Annotated in this window: 27 protein-coding genes and 1 pseudogene; 10 read left to right on the top strand and 18 right to left on the bottom strand. The window is 43.7% G+C overall.

Going from position 1 to position 25,095, the window contains the following annotated elements; translation table 11 throughout:
• The first annotated feature begins 198 nt into the window (after positions 1 to 198).
• On the top strand, positions 199 to 1,620 hold the full coding sequence (locus NGAR_RS03185) for a glucosidase family protein (RefSeq protein ID WP_015018180.1): 1,422 nt from the start codon (positions 199 to 201) through the stop codon (positions 1,618 to 1,620).
• A 74-nt stretch (positions 1,621 to 1,694) separates the two neighbouring features.
• Here NGAR_RS03185 and NGAR_RS18285 read toward each other — a convergent pair whose 3' ends face one another.
• From NGAR_RS18285 to NGAR_RS03160, 5 genes are all read right to left on the bottom strand, one after another.
• On the bottom strand, positions 1,695 to 1,904 hold the full coding sequence (locus tag NGAR_RS18285; protein WP_228369272.1) for a hypothetical protein: 210 nt from the start codon (positions 1,902 to 1,904) through the stop codon (positions 1,695 to 1,697).
• Entirely contained in the window at positions 1,880 to 2,461 is a 582-nt protein-coding gene (locus tag NGAR_RS18280; RefSeq protein ID WP_015018178.1) for an NAD(P)-binding domain-containing protein, read from the bottom strand. The genes NGAR_RS18285 and NGAR_RS18280 overlap by 25 nt, the downstream gene beginning before the upstream one ends.
• 353 nt (positions 2,462 to 2,814) lie before the next feature.
• The gene (locus NGAR_RS03175) at positions 2,815 to 3,792 is read right to left on the bottom strand and encodes a F510_1955 family glycosylhydrolase (protein ID WP_015018177.1); all 978 of its coding nucleotides are present in this window, start codon (positions 3,790 to 3,792) and stop codon (positions 2,815 to 2,817) included.
• 333 nt (positions 3,793 to 4,125) lie between these two features.
• Complete coding sequence (locus NGAR_RS03165) at positions 4,126 to 5,760, bottom strand: virginiamycin B lyase family protein (RefSeq protein ID WP_015018176.1); 1,635 nt, start codon at positions 5,758 to 5,760, stop codon at positions 4,126 to 4,128.
• A 114-nt stretch (positions 5,761 to 5,874) separates the two neighbouring features.
• Entirely contained in the window at positions 5,875 to 6,318 is a 444-nt protein-coding gene (locus NGAR_RS03160; RefSeq protein WP_015018175.1) for a hypothetical protein, read from the bottom strand.
• Positions 6,319 to 6,607: 289 nt separating this feature from the next.
• Between NGAR_RS03160 and NGAR_RS03155 the strand changes: the two genes are divergently transcribed.
• Positions 6,608 to 7,051, top strand: a complete 444-nt coding sequence (locus NGAR_RS03155; protein WP_148680894.1) for an NAD-dependent epimerase/dehydratase family protein — start codon at positions 6,608 to 6,610, stop codon at positions 7,049 to 7,051.
• A 381-nt stretch (positions 7,052 to 7,432) separates the two neighbouring features.
• Here NGAR_RS03155 and NGAR_RS03150 read toward each other — a convergent pair whose 3' ends face one another.
• Both NGAR_RS03150 and NGAR_RS03145 read right to left on the bottom strand, forming a co-directional pair.
• The gene (locus tag NGAR_RS03150; protein ID WP_015018172.1) at positions 7,433 to 7,837 is read right to left on the bottom strand and encodes a hypothetical protein; all 405 of its coding nucleotides are present in this window, start codon (positions 7,835 to 7,837) and stop codon (positions 7,433 to 7,435) included.
• The gene (locus NGAR_RS03145) at positions 7,830 to 8,417 is read right to left on the bottom strand and encodes a hypothetical protein (protein WP_015018171.1); all 588 of its coding nucleotides are present in this window, start codon (positions 8,415 to 8,417) and stop codon (positions 7,830 to 7,832) included. The genes NGAR_RS03150 and NGAR_RS03145 overlap by 8 nt, the downstream gene beginning before the upstream one ends.
• Positions 8,418 to 8,871: 454 nt before the next feature.
• Between NGAR_RS03145 and NGAR_RS03140 the strand changes: the two genes are divergently transcribed.
• A complete protein-coding gene (locus NGAR_RS03140) occupies positions 8,872 to 9,066 on the top strand; it encodes a hypothetical protein (protein WP_148680893.1) in 195 nt (64 codons plus the stop codon).
• A 65-nt stretch (positions 9,067 to 9,131) separates the two neighbouring features.
• On the opposite strand, the gene NGAR_RS03135 is transcribed toward NGAR_RS03140, so the two are convergent.
• Positions 9,132 to 9,881 (bottom strand): A24 family peptidase, encoded by a 750-nt coding sequence (locus tag NGAR_RS03135; RefSeq protein ID WP_015018168.1) that lies wholly within the window; start codon positions 9,879 to 9,881, stop codon positions 9,132 to 9,134.
• 488 nt (positions 9,882 to 10,369) lie between these two features.
• On the opposite strand from NGAR_RS03135, the gene NGAR_RS03130 reads away from it, so the two are divergent.
• Positions 10,370 to 10,765: a DUF6788 family protein gene (locus tag NGAR_RS03130; protein ID WP_228369270.1), complete on the top strand. Its 396-nt coding sequence runs from the start codon at positions 10,370 to 10,372 to the stop codon at positions 10,763 to 10,765.
• A gap of 240 nt (positions 10,766 to 11,005) precedes the next feature.
• On the opposite strand, the gene thiC is transcribed toward NGAR_RS03130, so the two are convergent.
• The gene (gene thiC, locus NGAR_RS03125) at positions 11,006 to 12,400 is read right to left on the bottom strand and encodes a phosphomethylpyrimidine synthase ThiC (protein ID WP_228369269.1); all 1,395 of its coding nucleotides are present in this window, start codon (positions 12,398 to 12,400) and stop codon (positions 11,006 to 11,008) included.
• A gap of 77 nt (positions 12,401 to 12,477) precedes the next feature.
• Positions 12,478 to 13,215 carry an ABC transporter substrate-binding protein gene (locus NGAR_RS03120; protein WP_228369336.1) on the bottom strand — a complete coding sequence of 246 codons (738 nt, stop codon included), beginning with the start codon at positions 13,213 to 13,215 and terminating at the stop codon, positions 12,478 to 12,480.
• 465 nt (positions 13,216 to 13,680) lie between these two features.
• On the opposite strand from NGAR_RS03120, the gene nikR reads away from it, so the two are divergent.
• The 6 genes from nikR to NGAR_RS03090 all read left to right on the top strand — a co-directional run bounded on the left by nikR (position 13,681) and on the right by NGAR_RS03090 (position 19,672).
• Complete coding sequence (gene nikR / locus NGAR_RS03115) at positions 13,681 to 14,157, top strand: nickel-responsive transcriptional regulator NikR (RefSeq protein ID WP_148680891.1); 477 nt, start codon at positions 13,681 to 13,683, stop codon at positions 14,155 to 14,157.
• Between the two features lie 161 nt (positions 14,158 to 14,318).
• A complete protein-coding gene (locus tag NGAR_RS03110; protein ID WP_015018163.1) occupies positions 14,319 to 15,275 on the top strand; it encodes a nickel/cobalt transporter in 957 nt (318 codons plus the stop codon).
• A 212-nt stretch (positions 15,276 to 15,487) separates the two neighbouring features.
• Positions 15,488 to 16,036, top strand: a complete 549-nt coding sequence (locus NGAR_RS03105) for a hypothetical protein (protein WP_015018162.1) — start codon at positions 15,488 to 15,490, stop codon at positions 16,034 to 16,036.
• A gap of 898 nt (positions 16,037 to 16,934) precedes the next feature.
• Positions 16,935 to 17,999 carry a metal ABC transporter substrate-binding protein gene (locus NGAR_RS03100; protein WP_148680890.1) on the top strand — a complete coding sequence of 355 codons (1,065 nt, stop codon included), beginning with the start codon at positions 16,935 to 16,937 and terminating at the stop codon, positions 17,997 to 17,999.
• A 1-nt stretch (position 18,000) separates the two neighbouring features.
• Positions 18,001 to 18,771, top strand: a complete 771-nt coding sequence (locus tag NGAR_RS03095; RefSeq protein ID WP_015018160.1) for a metal ABC transporter ATP-binding protein — start codon at positions 18,001 to 18,003, stop codon at positions 18,769 to 18,771.
• A 10-nt stretch (positions 18,772 to 18,781) separates the two neighbouring features.
• Positions 18,782 to 19,672, top strand: a complete 891-nt coding sequence (locus NGAR_RS03090; protein ID WP_015018159.1) for a metal ABC transporter permease — start codon at positions 18,782 to 18,784, stop codon at positions 19,670 to 19,672.
• A gap of 226 nt (positions 19,673 to 19,898) precedes the next feature.
• On the opposite strand, the gene NGAR_RS03085 is transcribed toward NGAR_RS03090, so the two are convergent.
• The 8 genes and pseudogenes from NGAR_RS03085 to NGAR_RS03055 form a co-directional block, all read right to left on the bottom strand.
• On the bottom strand, positions 19,899 to 20,543 hold the full coding sequence (locus NGAR_RS03085; RefSeq protein WP_015018157.1) for a DUF4443 domain-containing protein: 645 nt from the start codon (positions 20,541 to 20,543) through the stop codon (positions 19,899 to 19,901).
• Between the two features lie 242 nt (positions 20,544 to 20,785).
• Positions 20,786 to 21,463: a TraG/VirB4 family ATPase gene (locus NGAR_RS19220; protein WP_407637194.1), complete on the bottom strand. Its 678-nt coding sequence runs from the start codon at positions 21,461 to 21,463 to the stop codon at positions 20,786 to 20,788.
• A pseudogene (locus NGAR_RS18685) lies at positions 21,446 to 21,619 on the bottom strand (helicase HerA domain-containing protein); the annotation flags it as partial. The gene NGAR_RS19220 and the pseudogene NGAR_RS18685, both read right to left, overlap by 18 nt.
• 188 nt (positions 21,620 to 21,807) lie before the next feature.
• Positions 21,808 to 22,410, bottom strand: coding sequence for a hypothetical protein (locus NGAR_RS03075; protein WP_015018154.1), 603 nt, complete (start codon positions 22,408 to 22,410; stop codon positions 21,808 to 21,810).
• A complete protein-coding gene (locus tag NGAR_RS03070) occupies positions 22,407 to 23,111 on the bottom strand; it encodes a hypothetical protein (RefSeq protein ID WP_015018153.1) in 705 nt (234 codons plus the stop codon). The genes NGAR_RS03075 and NGAR_RS03070 overlap by 4 nt, the downstream gene beginning before the upstream one ends.
• A gap of 136 nt (positions 23,112 to 23,247) precedes the next feature.
• A complete protein-coding gene (locus tag NGAR_RS18680; protein WP_187147635.1) occupies positions 23,248 to 23,772 on the bottom strand; it encodes a nucleotidyl transferase AbiEii/AbiGii toxin family protein in 525 nt (174 codons plus the stop codon).
• Positions 23,706 to 24,038, bottom strand: coding sequence for a nucleotidyl transferase AbiEii/AbiGii toxin family protein (locus NGAR_RS18675; protein WP_187147634.1), 333 nt, complete (start codon positions 24,036 to 24,038; stop codon positions 23,706 to 23,708). Before NGAR_RS18675 ends, NGAR_RS18680 begins: the two co-directional genes overlap by 67 nt.
• Positions 24,035 to 24,877 carry a type IV toxin-antitoxin system AbiEi family antitoxin domain-containing protein gene (locus NGAR_RS03055; protein ID WP_187147633.1) on the bottom strand — a complete coding sequence of 281 codons (843 nt, stop codon included), beginning with the start codon at positions 24,875 to 24,877 and terminating at the stop codon, positions 24,035 to 24,037. Before NGAR_RS03055 ends, NGAR_RS18675 begins: the two co-directional genes overlap by 4 nt.
• Between the last annotated feature and the right edge of the window lie 218 nt (positions 24,878 to 25,095).

The raw sequence follows: 25,095 nt of genomic DNA, 5'->3' as shown, positions 1-25,095 counted from the left end.
CAAAAGAATATGTGTTTGTAAATCTCCTAGGATTTCAAATTGCTTTCCACATGCTCTGCATCTATATTCTGCTTGCGACTGTCTAGACAATATTTGCTTTCCCCAACTTTTCTTAGACGACATTGCAAATAACAATTGTGTCCCATACATACATGCAACGTAGAAAAGCGATAAAATGCCTACAAATTTGGAGTAAAATTGAACCGCTCTGCAGGTGTTAGAGGGGATTGGCAGTCCTTTTCCAAGGAGGCCCAAGATTTTGTTCAAAGAACTGAAAAGTTTGTGGAACAGGGTGTCAACCCCGGCGGCTACTACAAGGCTTGCTGGTGCAGAGATGCATCCTATATTCTAAAGGACTGGTTTCTCTCTGGCGCTGTAGACTCTGTTATGCAGGAAATTACAACAATCTGGTCGCATCAGATAGAACCTAAAAAAGAGAAAATTGTCTACGGCAGGGGCTCGCCAGAAATGAAATACCTGTCCCAAGTAGCAAATTCTGATTTTGAGAAAAAATTTGAAGGGGCTCTTCCCACCAGCATTTTCCGTGGGCATTCTGAAGTGTTTGGGAAGAATCCTGACATTGATTCAACGGCTTTAATGATTTCTACTACTTCGTGGATTTTTGATGCTTACTTGGGAGCTGGTCTAGCGTCAAACTCAGATTTCTTGCCAGGAATCCAAGGTAGATCCAAGGCTCCTGCAAAAATACAGGTGCAAAACCCTTCAGAAATAATTGATTCTACAGTGCCCAAAATGCTCAAGGCGGTCGAATATTTGCAGAGTAGGGACATAGATAATGATGGATTGCTAGAACAGGATCATAACGAAGATTGGATGGATTCTGTGCTCAGAGCCGGCAAGATTGTTTACACCCAAGCCTGTTGGATAATGGGACTGACAAACCTCTCCTTGCTTCTTTCCCATATCAAAATGGAGAGGGAAGCATCCAAAATGCTGCAGTTAGCAGACAAGACCGTTTCAGCAGTTGAGAAACAGCTATGGTCGGAGGAAGAAGAATGCTATATTGACATGCAGGAAAGCCACCACCTAGGCAAATCATACAAGACACTTACACAGGACGTATCCTTGTATCTTATTGCTACAACCGAAAAAACAGTCCGCGATAGGCTAGGTAGTGAAATCCAGCGCCAAACCAAAGGCGATGACGGAGAATTGCTGCCAATAAGGAGGTTTTCTGTTGACGAAAAGTCTCTAGCTGTTCATGCAAAGTCCACATTGGATGCAATCAAAAGCAGGGCACGGAAGGATAAATGGCCGCTGGTAACAGAGATAGAGATGAAAAGCACCGGCCCGTGGGTTCTGAATCCTAATGTATATCACAATCACACATTCTGGCCATGGGCTACCGCACTTGAGATGCTAGCAAGGAGTCGATTTAAAAGGTATGACGAGTGCGCCGCGCTATTTTCGTACATGACAGGTTATGATATAAACGGAGATCTTCTAGCATTTTGCGAGTGGGTGAATCCCATTACAGGAAAAAGGGGCGGGGCATTTCCATTCAGAACAGGGATATCGACTATACGAATTTCTATAACAGACATTCTTGGGCAAATGAAGCATCTAAGTAAAAATACAGATATGAATGTGAAAGCATGAGCTATGCCTGCTCAATTGGATAAGCGTTGATTCTTGCTCAACTTTCTGGATCCTGCCTGTCTTCCTTTCCTTGATTATTCCTTCATTTTGCCAAATGGATGTCCACCAAAACCATGGCGCATAAGCGCGATTGATTTGTAAGCATCACTCTCATTCATCCTAGACTTGAGTAGCTCCATTATGGATTGCGATATCACAGGTATAGGAACTTCCTTGTTGATGGCATCCAGCACAAGCCAGTTTACTTCACCTGTGTCTTCTATGTAACTTTCAGTCTTGGCCAAGACCTGCTCTCTAAAGCCTCTTTCCATAAGCTCGGCAAGCAGCTTCTAATCATAGAACCATTTGACCAGTTCTTAAAAATTGCAGCCAGGTCTAGCTCAAAGCCACTTTTGTGCAGTAGCTCAACCCCTTCGCCTATTGATTGCAGCATGCCAGATTCAATTCCGTTATGAACTAACTTTACGAAATGACTGGTGCCAGGTTGGCCTGTATGGATATACCCATCCTTGTTGACGGCCAGTGCAATCAAAATAGGCTCTGGTATTCTAATATCTTCCTCCTTCCCGCCAACCATAAAACAAGCCCCATACCGGGCATCTTCTAACCCACTATTTGTGCCACGATCCAGAAAATGGATGCCTCGTTCAGAAATTCTCTTTTTCCCCTCGATAGAGTCCAGATAGAACAAATTGCCACCGTCCATCAATACATCTTCTTTTTCAAGAAAAGGTATCAGCTCATTTAGCACTGAATCAACAGTTGAACCCGCTGGCAATGATAGATAAATGACCCTTGGATGCTTCAAAAAGCCAACAAATGATGCATAATCGCTTACCACTTTGATTCCTTGCTTTTCTAGCTTGGGCTTTTTGTTGCGCGCTTTACCTATGACTGCTATTTTTTCTCGTTAGCTTGTAAAGCGAGGTTTCCACCCACCTTGCCCAGACCAATGATTCCAAGCTGCATTGCCATCCGCCGATTCTCTTCTCTCCGCCCATGCCTGTGACCGTCCAACAAGTTATTGATCATTTCAAACAAGACACACCGCCATTGTAAGAGAGAGGCCCGTCAGCTTCCTTTTAGTGGCAGACGCAGAAAATATCTCAATAGGATGCGCTTGTTTCATTGTACATCCTTATTGACAGTTCATGCATATAAGCAGGAGTCATGTATTGCCCAAAGTTAATAATCTCACAATGCTTTATTTGTGCCTACCAGCTGCCAGTCAGAACCGTCTAGACTTCCCCTAAATACCTCTTGGTATCCTTGTGAAGCTGAATGACCTGCAACGTACAACAGCTTATTTTCAGAGTCAACTGCTATTGATGTTGCTATGAGGTTATCAGGTGGGCGATTGATATTCTCCCAACTCTTACCAAGATCTGAGGATTTTGCTAGGCCAAATTCTTCAGTTGAGGCATAAAGGTTGCCTTCTGCATCAAAGGTAAGCGCCATCACTGCAATCCCCTTGTACTGGTCAAGCTGCGTCCAGCTTTCAGCACTATCGTTTGATTGAAACAGACCGCTAGGAGTACCAGCAAATATCACATTAGGATCGTCTGGTGCAATTGCCAATGCAATAACATATTTGCCCGGATAGTCAAACTTGTCCCATGTGCTGCCAGCATCCGTAGTCTTGAACAGACCCCTTTCGCCACTATCAAATCCAATGATGGTGTCCGGGTCGCTTGCACTTACCGACATTGCATGAAAGTCTACTGGCGGGTCTAGAACAGTTGAAACAACCTGCCATGTTTGCCCACCGTCAGTACTCTTTATCAGGCCAGTGTTTCCACCGGTTGAAGGGTGTCCGCTGGAGTATAACGGAACTCCTTCAGTCAGAGGTGCGTTAAAAGCCATATAGTCTGCCCTTTGCTTGTCCACCTTTACTGGGACGCCGCCATCCACGCTTTTGTAAAAGTCGCCATGGGTAGCTATGTAAAGAACGCTGGCGTCAGAAGGATCTATCCCCAATCCATGCACATGAATCCAAGGCACTGTTCGAGAATTACTAGAATCTGAGGGAACGTTATTGCCCATTGAAATTGCCAGCCCTATTCCAATAGCGACCACGATTGCTATTCCAACGCCTATAGCAATGAACTTGGTCTTACCGGACTTTGAGCTTTTAACTGTTGGTGATGATTTTTTCTTTTCATGCTTGCCCATTCTATCGGTTCACCTTGCAAGCCTGTGTTTTGCTATGAAGGACTTTTTCTATATTCATTCCAAAACCTGCTATCTTCTGTTAGTAGCCATATTTTCGCGGGTTTGCATCAAACTCGCTCTTGCACATTTCGGAGGAAAGGTATACCTTCCTTCCTCCTGAATCTGATATACATTTCGCTTTCTTTTCATCCACCATCATCATATTACAAACAGGGTCTTTGAACATACTACTATTTGCAGGTATGGCAGCATAGATAAGCACTGTAGTTTACAATTGTAAAATCCTAATTCCAAGCAAGATGATGTCTTAAAATGCAGTCTCTAATGTATCCCTTAAGACTTTCTCGCCCTTTTCCACCGGTATATCGCAACTGCAATTAATCCGGCTGCTGCCAGTGGAGCACCTATTCTAAGTGCATTCTGGAGCGTGGTGTCTGCATTCTGTGGCTGGTTGCTGTCTTGGCTAGCAATAGGCTCTGGCACATCTAGAACCAGTTCAACAGGATAGAGCTTTGAGACAACCAGTCCGTCCTGCTCTGGAGCGAATGCTCTTACCATGGCAACATAGTCACCAGGAATTGCATTTTCCAAAGTACTGATTTGTATTTGGGATTCAGCCGATCCGGTCTGTTGCAGATTCACTCTTGGCGGCTGAGCTTCGTATGTCACACCCTTGAGACCAGACTCAGTCATTCCAGTGAGCCCTATTTCAACTTGTAAAATAGAAACAGAGTCCGTTCCACCTACTGAAGAATTGAGTGAAACACCTATGCTCTGCGGCGTGTCCGTATCCAAAGTTACTGTTGTTTTTTCCACACCAATCGTGAATGGCGCTTTTGCTGTAGTATCTAGGTAAGCTATTTTGTTTGCAGCCCACTCTGTGAACCAGACTTTGCCGTCGTCTGAAGCAGCGATGAAGACAGCTGTTGCCAAAGGACCTGTTGGTATTTCATATTCAGTCATGACTCCTGTTGCATTGTCAATCATGGAAATGCGATTGCCGCCATGCTGTGGGAAGTAAATGTTCCCATACTTGTCTGCAACTACTTGGCTAGGAAGACTGGCGGGAAATGCCACGGCAGGTGTGGTCCAGTATGATTGGTGGTTAGCAAAGCCTGTGTCTGCAACAACTATTCTGCTTGAACCATGGTCAGAGATGTAGACTTTGTCATCGACTACTGCAATTCCAAAGGGCGAGAACGTATCTTCTCCTAGAAGCCTTAGCTCAGTCATGGCAGAAGATTGGCCCGATGTAAGGGCTTGAGTATCCACACGCAAGATACTGTTTGAGAAGGATAGCGTGACCCACAGAATGCCTTTGTCGTCAAAAGTTAAAAGTGTCGGCCCGCTGTCTTGTCCTACAAGATATTCAGTGATCTTTAAGGACTCTATGTCAACTCTGCCTATCTTGTCGCCGGTAATTTCAGTAAACCACAGGCTTGCGTTGTCTTGAGAGAGCGCAAGTCCCATGGGGCCTGCCATACCATTAGGAATTTGCAAAAGATCTACTTTGTTATTTGCCAGATCCAATTTCCCTATAGAATTTGTTCGGGCGTCTGTAAACCATACAACATTTCTGAGTCTGTCAAAAGTGAGCTGACCTGCTGCAAGGTTAATGACTGCATCGTCTGCTTGTGTGTCTCCTCCTACATGATATTCGGTCAATTTACCGCTTTGCGGTTCTAACCGAATTATAGTGGTTGTTTTATTGGTTGAGTATATTGCCCAGACATTTCCTTCTGAATCTGTGGTAACCCCCCTCAGTCCTGGCTGCTCTACATCTAGTGGGTATTCTCTGATAAAGCTGCTATCCTTTTCGTAGGTCACCAGCTCTTCAAACGAACCCGGTATTTGCTGGGCATACGAAATTTGAAATGTCGCGAAGGCAGCGGACGCGATGAAAACAGTAGCAAGCAGAGCTATCGCTATTATCTGGATATGAAGAAGAGCAATCAGGGAATTCACCATATGCTTTGACTCCGCCGTTTTGCCTTACTTAGTCTTTATGTCAGATTTCATCAATTTTTGTCGCTTATTAACAAGTCCGAGCACATGATGTGACAGTCCAAAGACTATCGCTTTTCATTGCATCATTCCCATATCGCCAGAGCTGCTCGGGTTGTTGCCCACATTCTGTCGCAGCTGTTCCATGAATTGCTGATTCTCTATCATATGGCCGATCATCTGTCCTCTAATTTCAGGATCATCCATCATCTGCATGAACATACTCTGCATAAAGTCATGATTCTCCCTCATGTTCTCTATCATCCGACTCTGGAACTGTGTGTCGTTCATCATTTCCTGCATAAACTGTTGGTTCTGCATCATTGACATCATCATCTGCTGCCTTCCAGTCTGGTCATTCATCATTTGCTGGTTCCACTGGTTCATCATCTGGCGGAGCATCTGTTGCTGCTGGTTCATAGGCATCTGCGGCTGTGCTGAGACAAAAATTCCGTAGCCTACTGCTACTCCTAATAGGAAGAGGCCCACTGCAATACCTACCCAAACATACTTGCTTGCCATGCGATATTGTATTGGCAGTCTGCAGATTTATGCTATCCGAATACTCTGCAGTGCAGTGGTATAATCCACTAAATGAACGCGCATTGCAACTGCAAAGTAATCCTGCCTAACCGAGCATGAGCTATCTGTATCTTGTACTTTTACGTTTGCAAGCTGAAACTTACTTAATTCTTGATGTCGAGTCGTAAAGGCATCAGGCGTTATGCACCGAAAAAACACTCGACTCTACGGCAAGCCAAGAAAGAGGATAATGATAATATAATTGCCGGCGGAAAAGGGCAAGTGGAAGATGAGCGAACAGAAAAAAGAAACGATACTGGTTACTGGTACTAGCGGCGGGATTGGCTACCCCGTGGCAAAGAGGTTGGCGGAGGAGCAACATCAACAACCATCTTACAATGTAGTCGGCTTTGACCGCAAAGCACCATCATATCCTTCGCCAAGTGCGGAATGTTTGCATGTTGACTTGACCAAAGAAAAAAGTTTGCGCCGTGGACTGCAGGCCATACGGGACCTTCACGGTGACCGCATTGCTTCCGTAATTCACCTTGCGGCCTATGATGATTTCTCAGGTGCAGCTAGCCCCCTATATGATAAGGTCACTGTGCAGGGAACCCGACAGCTGCTGCAGCTGCTCCAAGAAGAAGATTTCAACGTAGAACAGTTCATCTTCTGCCCTGGTTCACGCTCCCTCTACACCATGAGTTCTTATCAACGAAGACTCGCCGCTTGATATTCCTCGAAAGTGGGCCTATCCAGAATCAAAGATCAAGACCGAGGAGGTGATCCATGCCGAGCGAGGAGACATTCCTACAGTGACTCTACGCATTACAGGCGTATACGACGACCTGTGTCATTCCATATCGTTCGCGCTGCAGATGCAACGCATATACGAGCGTCACCCGGCCGCCTATTTCTCTCCTGGAGACCACTCTGCTGGCCGCCAGCCCTACGTGCATCCTGTAGGGAAGCTTTCCTAGCGCTATCTTGCTTAAATTTCTGCATGAAGCTTGTAATATGAGATTTTTCTATTAAATTTATTATTATATTTTGATTTTGGTGGTACATGAAAGAATACAATGAGACCTTGGATAATAACATGCAAGCTTCTTTTTTACATGAAATACTCTTTATGTTCTTTGATAATTGGGAGTATTTTTCTTTCAATTATGTGACCATAATCTGAATCCAGATCAAAGGACATTAAGAGATAGAACTTCCTGTTCTTGTTGCTGCTAAATGCAATTGGTATTGTTGCTCTAATCAACTTTTCATACAATCCAACAGCATACCTTTGCTTGCCTATCTTGTCTTCAAATACCTCACGCATGGATGCACGGATAACTGTTTGAAAGGTGTATTTTTCAGTGTCTTTGCTATCCATTAGAGGAACCAAATTCTTTCTATATGCAGTTGTTATCAAATGTCCTTGCCTATCTGCAAGCCCAACAAACCTGATCGATGGATGCTCGTTTAGTATTTGGTGACAAAAGCTAGCAAAGTATTGTTCGTCAACCATTACCCCTCATCTTATTCCGGCCCGGATCATCATTGGCATCGCTGCTAAACTTCAAACTATTATTATTATTGCTACTACTTGACTTTAACAACAACTTGTTGTTTGCTTGACCAGAAGAATCCTTTTTCATCTTTTCAGCGTGCCAGGCGAGCTCATGCTCTTGCCTTTCCTTTTCAGAATTGTAAGATAGCATGCAGTAGCGGCACTTTAGAAGGGGCCTAGCCCTATCTCGTTTGATCCGTTTCTTATCAGCCTTGACTGAGGCGGTTTGTGTGTCAATCAAATCTAATGTGATATGATTTGGTTCCTCCTTCCCATTCAAACCAAAAGGTTCGATCTTCCCGTTTTTTACACCCATCCAGTATTCCAGCAGGAATTTCCAGTCATAATTCATGTCACTGAAATAGTCTGCTTCCTCGACCAGCTTGATGTATTTTACAGAAGGGTTTGAAACTGCCCTAAAGTCCGGTTCATTTGAAAGGCGAACAGCAAACTCTTTTCCTTGGGCATCAGACCAGAATTGTATCTTTTTGTGAACACCATGGCCAAGGAACACGTTCATACCATCCTTGTCTCCCATTTATAGAGATCTTTCCTAGTATTTGCCATATCTGGATCTTTATGACATGATGGTAGAACGGCATTATTAGCGGCATGGCAAGCTTCTTGGTGTCCTTTTAGCAAGAAATTCAACAGGCCTTCCCTTTCAGTTTCACCCTGTGTACGAGTTCGCGCAATTTCCTTCTTCAATGCGGAGCAGAGACGACATGACTGCGAAGGGGTTCGTTTAGCGTCTACCATCCTATGCGGAACCTCTTCTTTTTCTTGTGCTTGGTTTTTCATGCAGCCTCCGATACTCCTGTATGACCAGCCTCACAGCATGGCTTAGCGAAGCAGCTTTTCCAGAATCCTTCATGTCTTTCAGGAATTGGTAGTTATCGTCGTTTACAGTCAGATTAATTCTAGGCATACACTCTATACACAACTCTACACATTTGCTGTATAATATAAAGATTATGTATAACAATGTCTTTATGATGCATTCATACACAAATATACACAGAGCGATAAAAGAGATGAAAAGATTGCAGATAACGCTGGAAGATGAGCTGTATCAGTGGGTTACAAAAGAAATTGAAAAATTGAGATTTGGTAGCTACTCACATGCGATTAATTTTGCACTAAAGCAGCTGAAAGAATCAGAGACAGCAAAAGACGGCAAAAAATAGAATTCCTGACTCTGCATGTCTTTACTTGTTTTGTAAAATAGCCATGATAGCAGCAGCATTAATCGTTAATTTAGTAGTACCTGCAATAACACGTCCCCAAATAACATAGTAGCCAAGAACCCCGCAAGCATGAATAACAAGAACGGCAGATTCTGGGAGAGCCATCTCTTACTGTCTGTAGAAGATCTTGCATAGCAGGACCTGTTGCCACTGCTGCCATATCCCTCGTCATCACCATAGTTTAAGCGGAAAGAAAACTTCTTCTTTTTCCCTTCGCCTGCCGAGTACTCGATCACCAAATGATGACGTATTGGCCTATTTGACGGAGTCCCTACAAAGCATGCCAGCACCTTTCTCCATGTTGGCTCCTCCTCCAAGCATTCAAAGATCCGCTCTCCCCTTGCCACCTTTACCAGATTGCTCAGCGCATTGTACAGAGGCACCACCATGGCAAAAAGCACTGCGTTTGTCAGCACTGTAATTCCTGTTATCGGATGCATATAGAAGGGTATCAATGGATAGTAAACAGGCAGAATCACAGAAATGGTCACAAGCGCTTTAGCATCTGCGCCACCAAAGAAGCCATACCTGTATAGAGCTAATGCAATCACAGCGGTCAAAGATATGAAGACCAGAATTATCTGCGCATCCGCCATTGCTCCAGACACATATTCCCATGCATAGAGAACCGATCCTGCGCCACCAAAAACCATCCATAATCCGTCATCGACTTCTCTTGTTTTGAGATCGTAGTAAGCGCCGATAGAAAGCATTGCAAAGCATAGGATTTCTCTTATGAAGAGAATGGATAGCAATGACTATTTTTATTTGCAAAGGTAAAAAGCCAGAAAGGCAGAGAGAGTGTAATATAATTGCTGATCAGATCAGTTAGACATCCGGGTGCGTCAACTCTTGCCAGCAATCCAGACAGAAGTCACCATTGACTTGGAATATCTCTGCGCATCTGATTTTACAGTAAATGCATGAATTGTTGTTGCTAGAACATGAACGGTTAATTTTGGACAATCTGCATTCCTTTGTTTACAGCAAGTTTAAGGCGCAAAATATCCTCTCTATAAGCATGCAGTAGCCGTTAATTCAGAATTGCTTCTATGCATCATTCTGTTAGATATCATGTTCTTGTGCTTGTGCTTCTGCTACTACAAGATCCAGGACGGAGTTCTGGTTCGGGGAGAGAGCAGCAAAAACTACAAGGGAATGCCGAAGGGCAAAAAGTTGCTCTGCCACTTCGAACCAATGGAGTGCTAGGCACCTTATCAACTTTCAAAATTCGCACTAACAGATGAGCGCTGGTTTATACTCGCAGCTGAGCAGAATGATTAAAGAAGAAAAAGTTCTTGCAGAGCAGATCAAGCAGGTGCAAAAAGAGGTCGACGAGCTATTTGGTCAATACGGCGGCTCAATACAGGTGCGGTTTATCAGATGCGGAAGTCCAAACTGCTACTGCGCAAGGAGAACAAAGGGGCATGGGCCGTACTACTACCTTGAAAGAAGAGTTTCTGGCAAAGTCCAGATGATATACCTAGGCAAGAACAAGATGGATGTAAACCACTACAACAACTACCATTGCAAGATGAGCAATTTGAAAAAGAGGTTGAGGGCCATGAAGAGAAGGCATCAGCAATTGCACGGAGTGATAATGAGTATCACGCAGCTTGTAAAGACAAATTTTGAATGAAGCGCATGTGATGATTGAACAACAAGAATGTACCTTACTTACGGACGAGCACAAAAAGGACAGAAAATGTATGATAAGGTAAAAGAGGAGTGGACATGAAAATGGAGAATGCATGGAGAACGATTAAAAAAGAAGTTTTACTGCAGTGGTTTCTTTTACGATGAAAGTCTTCACCTTTACTTGGTGCGTTTGCGTTTGTATATATATATACTTCATATCACCCCACAGGGGAGCATTCAGTTATGATGGTGGTGACATTGTAGCTGTGCTTTCTTCTTTAACACCGCCGCCATCGTTATAGATATCATCATTATTGCTGGTAATATCGATTCTTCTTTGTTTCTGTTGCCTCTGCTGCGGGAGCATGATGTATACGCATGCTGAACCGCACATCGTGCATGGAACATTGTTTCCTTCATGCTGCCCTTCTCTGTAATGGATTCTGGCAGCTTCTTCTGGGTTTATAGACAGGGCTATCTGCTTCTCCCAGTTTAACGTGCGCCTTGCTTCCGTGATCGCCGCATCCCATTTGATTGCCTTGTCTCTTATCTTTACCAAGTCGCCAGCATGGGCGGCAATCCTGTAAGCGATTAGCCCCTCTTTGACCTCTTCTGCAGTTGGTAGTGCCAGATGTTCCGCCGGTGTCAGGTAGCACAGTAGATCTACGCCTTCGGCGGCTGATACTGCGGCTCCAATAGCACTTGCAATATGGTCATAGCCTGCTGCCACGTCTGTAACTAGTGGACCGAGGACATAGTAGGGAACATCACCAATCAATGATTTTGCAAGCCTTACATTGGCAGCAACTTCGTTCAGCGGTACATGACCTGGGCCTTCGATCATTACCTGAACATCCTTTTCATGAGCCCGTTTTGCAAGCCGGGCAACGTTTATCATTTCTGCGACTTGCAGCTCATCGTGGGAGTCAAGAATTGAACCCGGTCTGAGAGCATCGCCCAAGCTAAAGGTAACATCATATTTTCTTGCAATTTCGCACATGTAGTCAAAGTGTTCAAAATATGGATTCTCCTTGTCGTACTTGAGCATCCAAGCCGCTGTTATCGTGCCGCCTTTTGAAACTATGCCGCCATGTCGCTTTACCTCAAGCACTCTTTTGGCCAGCTCTTTTGTAATGCCAGAATGTATTGTGGTGTAATCAACTCCGTCTTTGACATTCTTTTCAAATGCATTGAGAAAGTCGTCTTCTGTAATATTTAGAGGATTCTTGTATTTCTCGACGCCATGCCAGTATGCCTGGTACACAGGAACCGTTCCAAAGGTTATTGGCGCTGCTTCAAGCAGTGTCTGACGAATGGTGTCAAGGTTTCCACCATCTGACAAGTCCATTATGGTGTCGGCGCCATACTTGACTGCTACTTTTGCCTTGGAAATTTCTTCATCAAGGTTCTGATGTAGGGTAGAGGTTCCAATGTTTACGTTGACCTTTGTTTTCAGCCCATGCCCTATTCCAACTACTTTAATCTTTTGCTTCCTTGCATTATTCTTTGGGATTATAATAGAACCATTTGCAACCCTCTGTACGAGCCAGTTTAATCCAACGTCCTCGTCTTTTGCAACTTGGACCATTTCATCAGTTGCTATTCCTCTTTTTGCACTGCCCATTTGAGTGTCCATTCTAGATCGCTATTCCATTACTCCAGATATTGAAATAGAATATAAACAGTACCTTCAGGGCGGCTTTGTTTAAAAAGTCAACAATCCATGCTTGGATAGCTGTTTGATTGCATGACTTTCTGGTTAGCTGAAATGGGATTGTCTAGATTCATTACAAGTGTCAACAATACTCCCAATCCTTCCCGGCCAGAATAGACAACATCAATATTTTCTAGTTCTTTCAGCCTTTCGGCATCGGAGAACGATAATCCTACAGGAGCATAGTCTATCTCACCGTTTTCAATCGCAAGCGCCAGTGCCGTTTGGTCAGCCATAATTCTCATGATTATTCTGTCAAGGTATGGCAAGCCCTTTTTGAAGTAGTTTTCATTCCTTTCAAGAACAATTTGGTTGCCTTTTTCCCAGCTGACAAGCTTGAATGGACCGCTACCAATTGGTTTCTGGTTGTACGGGTTGTTTGGAATGCCAGTTCCTTCATAGAGATGCTTTGGAAGAATTGGAGGACCTCCAGAGCCCATGTCAAGCATGAAAATCAGGGCAGAAAAAGGCTGTTTTAGTTTGAAGACAACAGTATACTCGTCAGGCGTTTCTATCGAGTCAAGTCTTCCCAAACGACTTTGCCAAGAGGATCGTAAGGAATCACCACCTCTGGTGAATTTTACATCAGCACTTGTAACCGGCTTTCCATCGTGAAAAGTTGCATTTCTCACAAGATGGAATGTATATGTTTTGCCGTCTTCTGAAACACCCCAGCTCTCTGCGAGGTCCGGTTGTGGGTTTAACTCAAGATCATGCTGTACAAGACTGCTGAAGATTTTTGACGATTCTCCGACGATGCCATATAGCGCTGGATTGAGCGTAGGTGTTTCTCAGCCACTGCCTGTGACGATGATAAGTGTGCCCCCATATTTAGTGGAGTTTTGGACTTGTGCTTGAACTGGTGCCAATATAGAGTTCAGAAATAGAGGACAGGCAAATACAGAAAATAACATGGCATTTAATGTTATTGTTTTCCTCATACGGATGGTTGGACGATGCATCCAAGGATGTATAAAAAGCCTTGGATGGTTTATCCAACACTTTTCTTGCCGACTATCTATCAGCGGAATAGGAGTATCAAATTCACATATACATCTACTTCTTTTACAAGCTCTTATGACAAAAGAACAGCCTTTGTTATTCCTGTTGCAATAAAAAAGGATTCAAGTAGCAAAATTTTTCAAAAATATCACTATACTTAAAGCTTAAAATGGGCTTGCCCTTTTTAAGAACATACATTCTTGCCAAAAGATCAGCATCAACGCCACAAACACCCACGGGAAAAGAAACAGCAACAACAGAAAGATGGTACTGTTGAGCGCATAAGCATGTCTTTACCGCCAGGATTGCTATCAGAATTTGACAAATCCATGAAAAAGGCAGGATTTTCTGACAGATCAAAGGCAATTCAGACAGCTCTCCACTCATTCATTGACCAAAATGACTGGGATAAAGGAGAGGATAGCAGAAATGGAGCTGGAGCAATAATGATGCTCTACGATAATCATGCATACAGTCACGATGACGCTGGCACGCATATACAGCACAGGTATAGTGACATAATAAGTGCTACTACTCACATGCACCTTGACCATGACAACTGCCTAGAAACAATCATGGTCAGAGGAGAGATCAGAAAGATAAAGGAGCTTGCCAAGAGCCTGTCGGAAAATCGCGGAATCAAGAGTCTGAAAGTGCATTTTGTTGCGATAATATGAATAGACTGTAGTAGGCTTTTTGGATGCATACGGCAGAGAATAGCCTGCTGAGAGTAAAACAAGAACGAACGATAGTATTTTTGCTGTTTCTTACATGCGATTGTTTCATAATGAACAAAGGTCTCCAATATTAGCGAAAAGATAACAACACTGTGTTGCGAATGGATGGCTATGTTGAAGTTAAACTCTCGGTGACGGCTATTCTCCTGGGAGGATATTTGATTTTTCTATCATTTTTTCTGCAGAGTGCCAATGCAGAATGCATTAGCACTGATCCAATAGAAGTCTTTTGTGGTATCGATCTATCTACGGGTAGAGTGAGCGGTGTCTACACATTGCATATTTTCGGAATTCCTACTCCCTCTTTAGATGAAACTGCGGCAGGTGTGGTGTTGCCAGCTGTAATTCTATTTGGTTTATTGCATGGCTTAAGCCCTGGGCATGGCTGGCCGGTTGCTATATTGTACTCTATGCGTAGACCTCGCCCGGTTTTTTACGGTTTAATAAGCTCTGGAATAATTGCAGGCGCACATTTCGTTTCTGCAATAGCTGTGGTTGTAGCGTACATATTCCTTACCACTTTAGTGACAATACCTAACCTCTACTTGCGCCTCAGTGCTGCTATTGCGCTAGGAATATTAGCATACATATTTTGGAAGGAGGAAGACGATCACGATCCTATTGAAAGTCAACACGATTCTCTTCGCGGCACTACAGAGCACCCTGATCATCATCACGAACATCATCAACATGAACGTAAAGCCTGGCATCATCGGATTAGCTATCATTCACACTCCCATATTCACCAACACAAAAAAAGAATGCCAGCGCGTAGTTTGAGAGCAATAGCCGGATTTGCGTTTGTACTCGGATTTGCTCATGAAGAGGAATTTGTTATTCTTGCACTAGCTGCTGGTGGAGGTGATCCAGTGGGTCTAATGATCGCGTATGCGAGTTCAGTGGCAGCAGCGTTAGTGGGAATAACTCTGCTTTCGCTGAAAGTGTATGAGCGCATTCAACATAGGATTGTGAAATATAGCAAATATCTACCAAAAATTACTGCAGTCTTGTTGCTACTCATGGCGATAAGCTTCGCAACAGGGATAGGCATTCGATGAGAACTCCTTGCAGTGAGAATACTTGAAAATTTTGGTTTATTCATGATCTTTCCGAATCAATAGAACAAAAAATACATCATTCGCCAACATTTCACTCCATGTATATGATGCAATAAAAATATGGCCGATTCGAATTTCCATCACACTATAAGAAAATTCTTCAGTATGACCCATACGGACTTGATAATAATAAGTGCTTCTGGTATGAGGTATTGGATTACTCTATCATTTTCATTCTCGTGGCTATTGTCTTACTTTTGATTTCTCTTACGATCCCATGGGTAATAATTAACTTTCGTGGGCAATGGTTTTACACTCCTATTGAAATTGTAAGGGGAATAACTGACGGGAATGATAGGAACGCATCTAGTTTCAATGAGAAACCAAACTTCCTGAGATTCACATCAGTATCTCAAGAAATTACATTCGATATGGTTCTCAGTATTATTACATATTTAGTATCAGTCGGAGCTATGATTGTCGCGCTTGTTTCATTGTGGGTGAAAAGGTTGTCAAAAATAATGCTGCTGGCCGGAATATTGGCCACAATTGCCGGCATTGCATGGATCGATGCAATTCAGTCATTTAGAACTGCAGCTGCTGCAAGCGGAGTAGATGCGAATTTGATAAACGCTATTGTTGTAACAGGGTTTGGTCCTTATCCAGTTGCCATTGCTGGGATAATTGCCGCCTTTGGTTTCTTTATAGAAAAGATGTTCCGAAAGCAAGAACAGCAGGATGCTCCTACCACCTCTTTATGAGCACGACAATGACGTTATTATTATTAGCAATAATATTGGTGCTGTTTGCTGGAATAATTCTCACAATTGTAATTGAAAGAGCACCTGCTTCTTGTATAGATGACAGTGATTGGCTTGACAAACAATGCATGATGCATCGCTATCCATAAAATCAAGACTTAATTTCAGACAGATACTATGAATCTAAGGGAAGTGCTTGGATAGAAATGAAAAAGGAGGAAATGGTGGGGCTATAGAAAAATGGAACCCTTATAGAGTGGATTCCATATGGCATGGACTCGCAAAATTATGATAATTAGGACATATATTTTTACCATTATCTTAATGACCAAGCACCTAGCATCAATTCATATTCAGGGATCGCAAGAGGTAATCTAAAGCCGATAGTATCTTATCACTATGTGGAACCCTCTGATATTGCTGCAATGTATTTGCGGGATCTATCGTAGGAATATATGCAGCGAAAAAGTTTGGGAAGAAGTGAAAATTCGTTGTAGTTTTCAAATATTATTGGGCTCAACATAAGAAGATCCATTTACCATAATTGTGTTGGTTAATGTTGAATTTTGGATGACAGAGATGTTCTTCTGCTGCCGGTAGCAAGGTAACAATATCGCGAAAAAATTGATAGGAATTTGTTATCGTAGATTCACAATTCTATAATATTTCTTGAATCTAGATCATGCTTGCTCTAATAAGAGCAGCCATTTTTCACACGATATTTAGCCGATGTCGGCAGACCTTCTACTTTGTGTATTCTACGCATTAGAATTCAACCAAGTAGTTTACTGGTAAATTTAGCAACTTTTTATAGATCCTCTTCAAAGACGTGGTATGCGCATAGTATTACTAAATGTGCAAAAAGTAATACCTATGCATGTGAGGTCCTAGGTCATAAATGGCAAGCCAGCAGCCTTCTAGAGGAAAGTTGATTGGAATTGCCGTGGCAATAGGAGTAGCTGCTGCAATAATCGCCGGGGTATCATTATTCATGTATGCAGCCGGCGGTGGTAATAATAACAGCGATAATACTATTTCTTCATCCGTCGCTGAGGACAATGTATCATCCAGAAAACTAAATGTTGTAACTTCTGTTGCACCAATAACAAATATAGTTAGAAACGTGGGAGGAGATAGGATAGAATTAACTGGCATAGTTCCAGAGGGGGTCAATTCACATACATTTGAGCTGACACCATCAGATGCAGTTGTAGTAAGAGGTGCAGATCTTGTCATCATTAATGGATTGCACCTCGAGGTTGATTTTGAGAGAGTTGTTGATGCTGCTGGCAATCCTAACCTGCAGCTGCTCAAGCTTGCCGATAATACGATAACAAGTGATCAGTGGGTATTTGATTTTAGCTTCCCTGAAGAGGAAGGTGATCCCAATCCACACCTCTGGCTCAACGTGCAACATGCAATGAAGTATGCTGAGCTTGTTCGAGACAAGTTGATAGAGATGGATCCTGCGAACAGTGATTATTATTCTTCAAATGCTAAAAAGTATCTTGCACTTCTTGAGGAATTAGACCAAGGTATAATGCAATCAGTCCAGACGGTTCCGCCTGACAATAGAAAGCTTGTCACATATCACGACTCTTGGGCATACTTTGCTCCCCGCTATGGAATGACGGTGATTGGCGCTGTGCAACCATCAGATTTTGGAGAGCCTACACCGCAAGAGGTAGCCAGAATAATAGAGCAAATACGTGCAGAAGGAGTACCAGCCATATTTGCTTCTGAAGTGTTTCCAAGCAAAGTCGTAGATCAAATAGCAAGAGAAGCCAATGTGCAGATCGTTGAAACGCTCAGGGATGACGACTTGCCTGGCGAACCGGGAGACCCCGAGAATACCTATGTTGGAATGATGGTTGCCAACATGAATACAATGCTAACGTCGCTTGGAGGAAACACTGACGCTTTGGAAGGAATCGATCCAAGCAACACTTACACAAGGAGTTGAAATGGGAACGGAAGACAAAACAGTTAGCAGAAAAAATAACAATGTCAATGCACTTGAGCTAAAAGAGGTCACCTCTGGCTATTCTTACAATCGTCCGGTAGTTGAAGGTATAAACCTGCAAGTACCAAAGGGTGGTTTTGTCGGAATACTTGGACCGAGCGGGTCGGGCAAGACGACACTTCTCAAGATAATCACTGGTCTTCACAAGCCATGGTATGGAACTGTCGAATTTTATCATTACAACAACGGTGGCAAACCTGTTATCGGATATGTGCCGCAGGTGGAAAGTGTGGACTGGACTTTTCCTGTAACGGTAAGGGAAGTAGTTTCAATGGGAATCTGGAACCAATCCGGCACCGGGCCTATGATAAACAAGGTAGCAGGCGAGAAAATCAGGTATGTGCTTGAGAATCTGGGAATCGAAGAATACATGACACGGCAGATAAGCGAGCTGTCCGGCGGAGAACAGCAGAGAGTATTTCTTGCAAGAGCTATGATACGCTTTCCAGACATACTTGTGTTAGACGAGCCAACATCAGGAGTTGATTATAACACAAGAGAAACAATCCTAGAAGTGCTAGCGAATCTAAACGAAAAGGGAACCACTATAATATTGACCACTCATGACATTTCTGGAATTGCAAAGAGGCTGCCGTGGCTGGTTTGCATGAACAAGCACATAGTATCTGAAGGGCCGCCAACAGAAGTCCTTACAACTGAAAATCTATTAGAAACATATGGTCTGGTTGACACTGAGTCAGTAGGCCGGTGATATATCCACATTGGATTTTCTTCTCCAGCCATTTCAATACGAGTTCTTTACACGTGGGATTGTTGTTGCAATAATGGTTGGAGGGGCATGTGGGCTTCTTGGAGTATACATCGTTCTGCGCGGCATGAGCTACATAGGTCACGGCATGTCGCATGCAGTATTTGGAGGCGCCGCAGTCAGCTATATTGTAAACATCAACCTGTACATCGGCGCAGCGCTCTGGGGCTTTCTTTCAGCCTTTCTCATAAATGAAATTAGCAGGAGGAGCAAGATCAAGGCCGATGCTGCCATAGGAGTTGTAACCACAGCAGGATTTGCCGTTGGGGTACTACTGATAAGCACAACAAGGAGCTTTACCAGAAACTTTGAGGCTATCCTCTTTGGCAATATATTGGGCATTACAGATCAGGATTTGCTAATGATATTTGTAGCATCGGCAATTACCGTACTATTTGTCATATTCTTCCACAAGCGATTGCTTTTCACGCTGTTTGACAAGGAGACTGCCAAAGCATACGGAGTCAAGACAGAGCATGTGGAGACTATTTTCTCGCTGGTACTTGCAACAGTTGTAATAGCCTCGATGTCTGCAATAGGTGTAACTCTGCTTGCGGCCGCAATAGTAGCTCCGGCAATATCTGCAAGGATGCTTACAAACAACTTCCAAAAGATGATCATAATCTCGACGGTTATAGGTGCTATCACGTCATTCGCAGGAATGTATGCCAGCTTTTATCTTGATTCTGCGTCAGGAGCCACTATAGTTTTGTTCAGCGCAGCAGCATTTGGAATATCTGCTCTCTATGCATTTCTGCGAAGAAAATATCATGAACATTCGCATGCAGGGATGGTTCATGTCCATCCACATTCTCATACCGCTGAACATAGACATGAACACTGAAAACTTATCAGATCAGTTGTGTTGATAACTGCAGATGCAAGTGACGGTGCTTATTCAGATGATTAATAATGAAAAGATCAGGAAATTTAGGAAGGGGATTATGATAGCCTTTGCAGTTATTGCTTTGATTGTAGGGATCATGCTTATTCTCAATTCATTTAATGATGTCTTCGGACGTCTTCGGAAGCTTGCAAGCACGGGATATTTTTGATTCTTTTGTATAGTCTCAATCATGCTTCTCATGATTCACAAGTGTTACAAGTGCCGCATTCTTTGCTGCCAGTTCTGCAGTCCTTGAACTGTCGTTGGCGCTACCTATGATCACAATATCTTCTTCCTCTGGCTTCAGCTTTTCAACTAAAAGTTTCCTTATGTTAGGCTCTTTCTCCAATGAATCATATCCGCTGCTGTCCATAGGCATTACAAACTTGCTGTCTTTGAAGGATAATGTGGTAGCCCCAATGGCGCCCATCTTCACCGCTGCATCTCTTTGTTCAATACCTGATTTTACAGCAAAGCTGAGATTTTTTAGCAAAACTGCATGATTGTATTTTCCAAGTGCAACAGAGCATTTTGGTAAACGAGTCTCCGCAGGAACCGCAGAGACCAATGCTGAACATATGGCCCTACCTTTCTGAGTCATTCTTGTACCTGATTTAGAAGTTTCAATAAGATTTTGCATTTTCAGATGCTTTACCAATGTCTTGATGGCACCTTCGCCAAGTCCTAATTCTTTTGTTAATAGGGCTCTGCTTATGTGACCCTCATTCTCCATCAGCTGCAAAGCTTTGAAAATATGAACCATATCAAAGGAAAGTACCCTGCTAGGTGCATACCTGCTCGCAACCTTCGTCAGAGTCCTAATGAGCATGTGCAAATAATGCTTCGATATCCATGATCGTTTGTAGGAATTTATTTCATTCTCTTGTCAAAGCAAAAACAATAAGGCATCATCAAAAAATGGTATGGACTCAGAGCCCTCTCAATGGCTTCTGCTATGTGGTGCTCGCATCAAATGTAGCAACAAGCCTCTCATGCTTGGTCTGATAGTTTTGTTGTAAATATCTGCTCCTCCTCTTCCGATGCTATGAACTTTATTGGCACGTGTACGTTCTACGCTATCAGAAATCCGTTTCCCGACTCCAGCTCCACAAGATGCTCTCTTTCCCTTTCAGACAGGCCAAAGGCCCTTGCAACTACATCGGCAGACAACTCGTCTTGCCTGAGCAGGATCTTGGTTGCGCTATTTTCAATTATTGACCTTCCAAGTCCTGGCTTTTCGTCGGATTCTCCAAGGACATCTGCCGCCCTCTGGGTATTGATTATGAAGCATACATTTCGCTTTCTTCCAAGCCTTGCAGTCCTTTCCAGAAATCTGGCTGCGGCTGGAATTGCTAGATACAGCCATGCTTCGTCTACGACGACTATCTTCTGTACCGCTCTTGGCAGATACGATTCGTCGTTTATCATGTTCCAAACCTTTCCAAAGAGGAGCAAGGAAAGTAGGTTCTTTTCGATGCTGCTCTCAATGTCTTTCATGGAAAATACCATCCGGTTTGTGAATTCTACCGGCTTGCCTCTAAAGACGTGAGCCAATGTGCCATCACCAACAAGATCTTTCAGGTAGCCCCGCATTTCCTCGGGAGAGTTGTTGTAGAGTGCCCCTATGTTGTCTGCCTTATTTGCGATGGTTCGAAGCGTCGCATGGTAGTCTTGCGGCAAGCTCGTTATGGATGCGATTATCTCTGAAGCGTCTATCGGGGGATAGATTTTCAGCGGGTCTAAGCCCATATCCGAATGCGGATCAAATTCAACAACATTGGCTTCCAATATGTTTCTGAGCTTCATGTACTCGTTTTCTGGATCAAAGACAAATAGGGCGGCATCCGGATTTCTCTGCAGCATCCTGCTCACAATTATCTTCGTTGAAAACGACTTGCCACTGCCGCTTGTGCCGAGAGTCGGTGCTCTTGAACAAACCTCGGACTGTCGAGATACAGCAGCCTGGCCTGTAGCGTATTTTTTAGCAGTTTCACATTCCTGTTCAGATCCTTCCTATCTTTTCCTCCAACAACGAAATTCACCATTATCTTGAACAATCTTGTCTGGCCGTTTGTTAGAAGCTCCAGAGTCTGCTATGCCATCGTGTACTTCTGGACAAGTTCGTAAGGTGACGTCCTGCGTTTTTGCTGGTCTGCAAGGATCATACCACTGAGGAACTTTGTGTATTTGTTCATCTTTGCTGTAGCCTGCTCCTGTGCTATTGGGACAATCACGATCGATACCTCATCGGCAATTCCATAAGTCTCGCTAACAAAGCCTTCAACCAGGGTGCTCGACAGCTTGTACAGGGCAAATGTCTTGACCATCTTTCCTTCAGGGAGTATCATCCTGTCGCTCATCTTTCTGATGATTGTATACGATGGAATTTCCGAAATTCTGTTGTATAGCAGGCCGAAACTTGACAACCTGTCGTCGATGTTTTCATCGCTTTCGACAAAATACCGATAGAACTGCATCTGGTAGGAGTCATCATCAATAGGAATTTCCTTGCTGCTTTTCTTGGCTACAAGTAGGATTCCGCTGTTCAATGAATTGAGAAACTGCCTGAACCTCTCTATAAGCTCCTGCTGCTTTGCATTTGGCAGCATTACAAAGTTCAGTGGCTGCACTTCATAGACGTACTTGAATCGGTCTTTGCCGGATAATTGCCCCAGAAAGCCTGCAAGACTGTTCATTTCCGGGCCACCTGTGCAGTCTTGCTCGAACGCAGTTGTTCTCCCTGCTGTCGCATGTGCACATCAACAGTTACATTCTTTACAATTGCCGCATAACCTTCTGGTTTTACTTCGATTGTGTTAATGCCTTGTTTTGGCACAAACGGAATGGTCAGAAACCCCTCCTCGTCTGTCAGCCTTCTTCCTATCCTCTCAGAGTCCACCAGTATTCCGCATCCCCTATTGGGCAAAGGGTGGCCAGTTTGGGGATCCCTGACAAGAACCACCAGCTTCTGTATCTGGCCGTCTTGGATGTTGTCGCTGGCATCCAGCACAGAAATGTCAAAGGTTTCTGAACCCTTCTGTTGTCCTACATCGACAGACAGTGTCGAAATAGGCGTATTCGTGTTCTTTTTTATTCTTCGGCTTCTTCCTGTACTGGTTTTGGGAGCAAATAGCGCAAACATCATGGACTGCTCCGGCGTCAGCGTCTTTATTCTCTGAAACGCAAATGCGAGAGCAAGTATTACAAGAAGGCTTGTTACGGCAACTTTTAGCATGTCATCATCACCTACGCTGTTAAACGCCGCCCATGCAGAGACGCCAAATACAAAAACTATGGCAACCTGCCTTACAGTCAATTTTCCGATTGGCGTATCAAAGAACTTTTCATGAATGAAACTTATCTCTTCAAACCAAAGGGACCTTATCGCTTGAGGCATGATATATACGGCAGCGTTACTTTGGAGGACTTAAAACACAGGAAAATCAATATCGGACGTGCAACATGAGGGCGAGCGATGCTAGCCTAGAGAACCCTCTTTCTATTCAATCTTTATCAAGGTAGAGAAACTGACGTTACTTCTGAAGGAATAGGAGCCCGGCCTTAAGCTCCGATATTACTTCGTCAAAGTCCGGTAGTTCCTTGACCAAGTGTGAGAGACCTCTTGACCAGTGTGCCCTAGCCTCTTCAAGCCGCGTTTTATCGAAAAGCAGGCCGGGCTCGTACGGTATTCCTTTGAGCTTGCACTTTTTGACTAATAGGTCCTTGATTTCTTGCTTGTCAAACTCGTTCTCTTTCAAGAGCCTCCATACATCATAGTAATCTCTTGAATACCCTCTTTGCATTATGCTTCTGATCTTCTCTGACATTATTTCCTTAAGCGAATAAGCCAGTATCTTAAAGTCAGGCAGGTCAGCAAAATCACTTTTGATCATCCTTGACTCCGGCTTCAGCGCCATCTTTTCTGAAAGCGATATATCCAGCTTGATTCTGTTAGGATGGTTCAGAGGTCCGCGGAACTGGACATATGCAATTATTGCTCCGGGGTTAGCATGGTATGAGTGTACGGAATAGGCAATGCCGCTCTCTGTAAGAAGCAAGTCCAAGATTTTCTGTACAGACTCATGCTATTCGCATCGTTGCGGTCAACCACCGTGAAATCCAAATCTTCAGAAAAGCGCCATTTGCCCGGAAAGAAAGCCTTCCTTATTGCGGTGCCTCCCTTGAGAACAAAGCTATCCTTCAGCTGGCTGTCCTTTAGGAAGAAACCACTAAGGAGCCAAGTGAGGGCATAGTCCTTCTCTACTACCGCTGCTCCTATCTTTTCTTCCCTTGCCAGCCTACGTATCCGCTCTGCATCGATCAATATTCTTCTTCTCTCCATCTGACAAGCGAATCCTTCGACACATTAACAAGCAGGTTCCATCTGGTGTTGTACCTGCCACTGTGCGACATCGTCGGATCTAGAATAGACATGCCTGGTGATATCGATTCCTTCATCCTTACAACCACATCTTCTTTCATTACAATGTTTAACAATTCTAATAGATACCCAAACCTCTTGATTATGGTCAAGTTGCCCATCCTTTCTGCATAGCTCAGGATCTTTTCATACGATACCGAATCCCTGGCGTTCCACAAACACTTTGCGACCTCTGTCATGCCTCCGCAGTACTCGGGATGATCCAGCGCATCTGCAATGGTCTTTTCCTTGTCAGATATGTTGACCCTGTCCGTGCCAACGGCGGTGCCGGAAAATCCAAAGAACTTTTTCTTGTTCAGCGTTATGAAGCTGTACTTTACATCAAGAATGGTCCTGCTTTTTGCCCTCTTCGTCGTAGCTATGAATACTGTGTAGGGCGTCTGCTCAGTAAAGTTGTAGAAGTTCAGGGCGCTCCAATATGCGATGTAGTAGGGGGATACGATGTGTGAGCCTACGACAAACTCGTGTTCTGTGTATTTTGCTTCCACTCCTGCACTCAGCGGCACTATAAGGTAGGTGCCTCTGCTGAGGTTTATGACCCACTTTTTCCTTGCCAGCGTTTTTGCCAAGTTCTTTGCGTAGGCATAAGAACAGCTCAACTCGTCTACTACGTCCCTTAGAGCAAAGATTTTCTTGTCCTTCTCCGATAAGGAGGATAGTAAGAGGCTCTCTTTTCTGGACAGGCCTTGTCTTACATTTCGTGTCATTTTAGAGGCTGACATACTCTCCAACATTACATACAATATAATACCCACCTATAAACATATGCCTGCAGGCCAGCTACACCAATTTAGTCCGATTTTGCTTGAACCTTTGCTGACGAACTCTAGTTTAGTGTGATATTGCCAAGCCTTTGAAAGGTTCTGGTCTCGGCATCGGGCATGGTGCGCCTACATTAATTTATGGATCTGCAGGCATACACACGAATATCGATAAAACA

Source organism: Candidatus Nitrososphaera gargensis Ga9.2, from assembly GCF_000303155.1.
Taxonomy (GTDB): domain Archaea; phylum Thermoproteota; class Nitrososphaeria; order Nitrososphaerales; family Nitrososphaeraceae; genus Nitrososphaera; species Nitrososphaera gargensis.
Note: the sequence above shows the minus strand (reverse complement) of the source record. Positions and strands in the feature narration are given on the sequence as shown.

Coding starts and splice junctions, on each gene's coding strand:
- NGAR_RS03175 (WP_015018177.1), bottom strand. CDS start 3,792: ATGGGCAAGCATGAAAAGAAAAAATCATCACCAACAGTTAAAAGCTCA.
- NGAR_RS03165 (WP_015018176.1), bottom strand. CDS start 5,760: ATGGTGAATTCCCTGATTGCTCTTCTTCATATCCAGATAATAGCGATA.
- NGAR_RS03160 (WP_015018175.1), bottom strand. CDS start 6,318: ATGGCAAGCAAGTATGTTTGGGTAGGTATTGCAGTGGGCCTCTTCCTA.
- NGAR_RS03155 (WP_148680894.1), top strand. CDS start 6,608: ATGAGCGAACAGAAAAAAGAAACGATACTGGTTACTGGTACTAGCGGC.
- NGAR_RS03150 (WP_015018172.1), bottom strand. CDS start 7,837: ATGGTTGACGAACAATACTTTGCTAGCTTTTGTCACCAAATACTAAAC.
- NGAR_RS03145 (WP_015018171.1), bottom strand. CDS start 8,417: ATGGGAGACAAGGATGGTATGAACGTGTTCCTTGGCCATGGTGTTCAC.
- NGAR_RS03140 (WP_148680893.1), top strand. CDS start 8,872: ATGATGCATTCATACACAAATATACACAGAGCGATAAAAGAGATGAAA.
- NGAR_RS03130 (WP_228369270.1), top strand. CDS start 10,370: ATGAGCGCTGGTTTATACTCGCAGCTGAGCAGAATGATTAAAGAAGAA.
- thiC (WP_228369269.1), bottom strand. CDS start 12,400: ATGGACACTCAAATGGGCAGTGCAAAAAGAGGAATAGCAACTGATGAA.
- NGAR_RS03110 (WP_015018163.1), top strand. CDS start 14,319: ATGGATGGCTATGTTGAAGTTAAACTCTCGGTGACGGCTATTCTCCTG.
- NGAR_RS03100 (WP_148680890.1), top strand. CDS start 16,935: ATGGCAAGCCAGCAGCCTTCTAGAGGAAAGTTGATTGGAATTGCCGTG.
- NGAR_RS03095 (WP_015018160.1), top strand. CDS start 18,001: ATGGGAACGGAAGACAAAACAGTTAGCAGAAAAAATAACAATGTCAAT.
- NGAR_RS03085 (WP_015018157.1), bottom strand. CDS start 20,543: ATGCTCATTAGGACTCTGACGAAGGTTGCGAGCAGGTATGCACCTAGC.
- NGAR_RS19220 (WP_407637194.1), bottom strand. CDS start 21,463: ATGGGCTTAGACCCGCTGAAAATCTATCCCCCGATAGACGCTTCAGAG.
- NGAR_RS03075 (WP_015018154.1), bottom strand. CDS start 22,410: ATGAACAGTCTTGCAGGCTTTCTGGGGCAATTATCCGGCAAAGACCGA.
- NGAR_RS03070 (WP_015018153.1), bottom strand. CDS start 23,111: ATGCCTCAAGCGATAAGGTCCCTTTGGTTTGAAGAGATAAGTTTCATT.
- NGAR_RS03055 (WP_187147633.1), bottom strand. CDS start 24,877: ATGTCAGCCTCTAAAATGACACGAAATGTAAGACAAGGCCTGTCCAGA.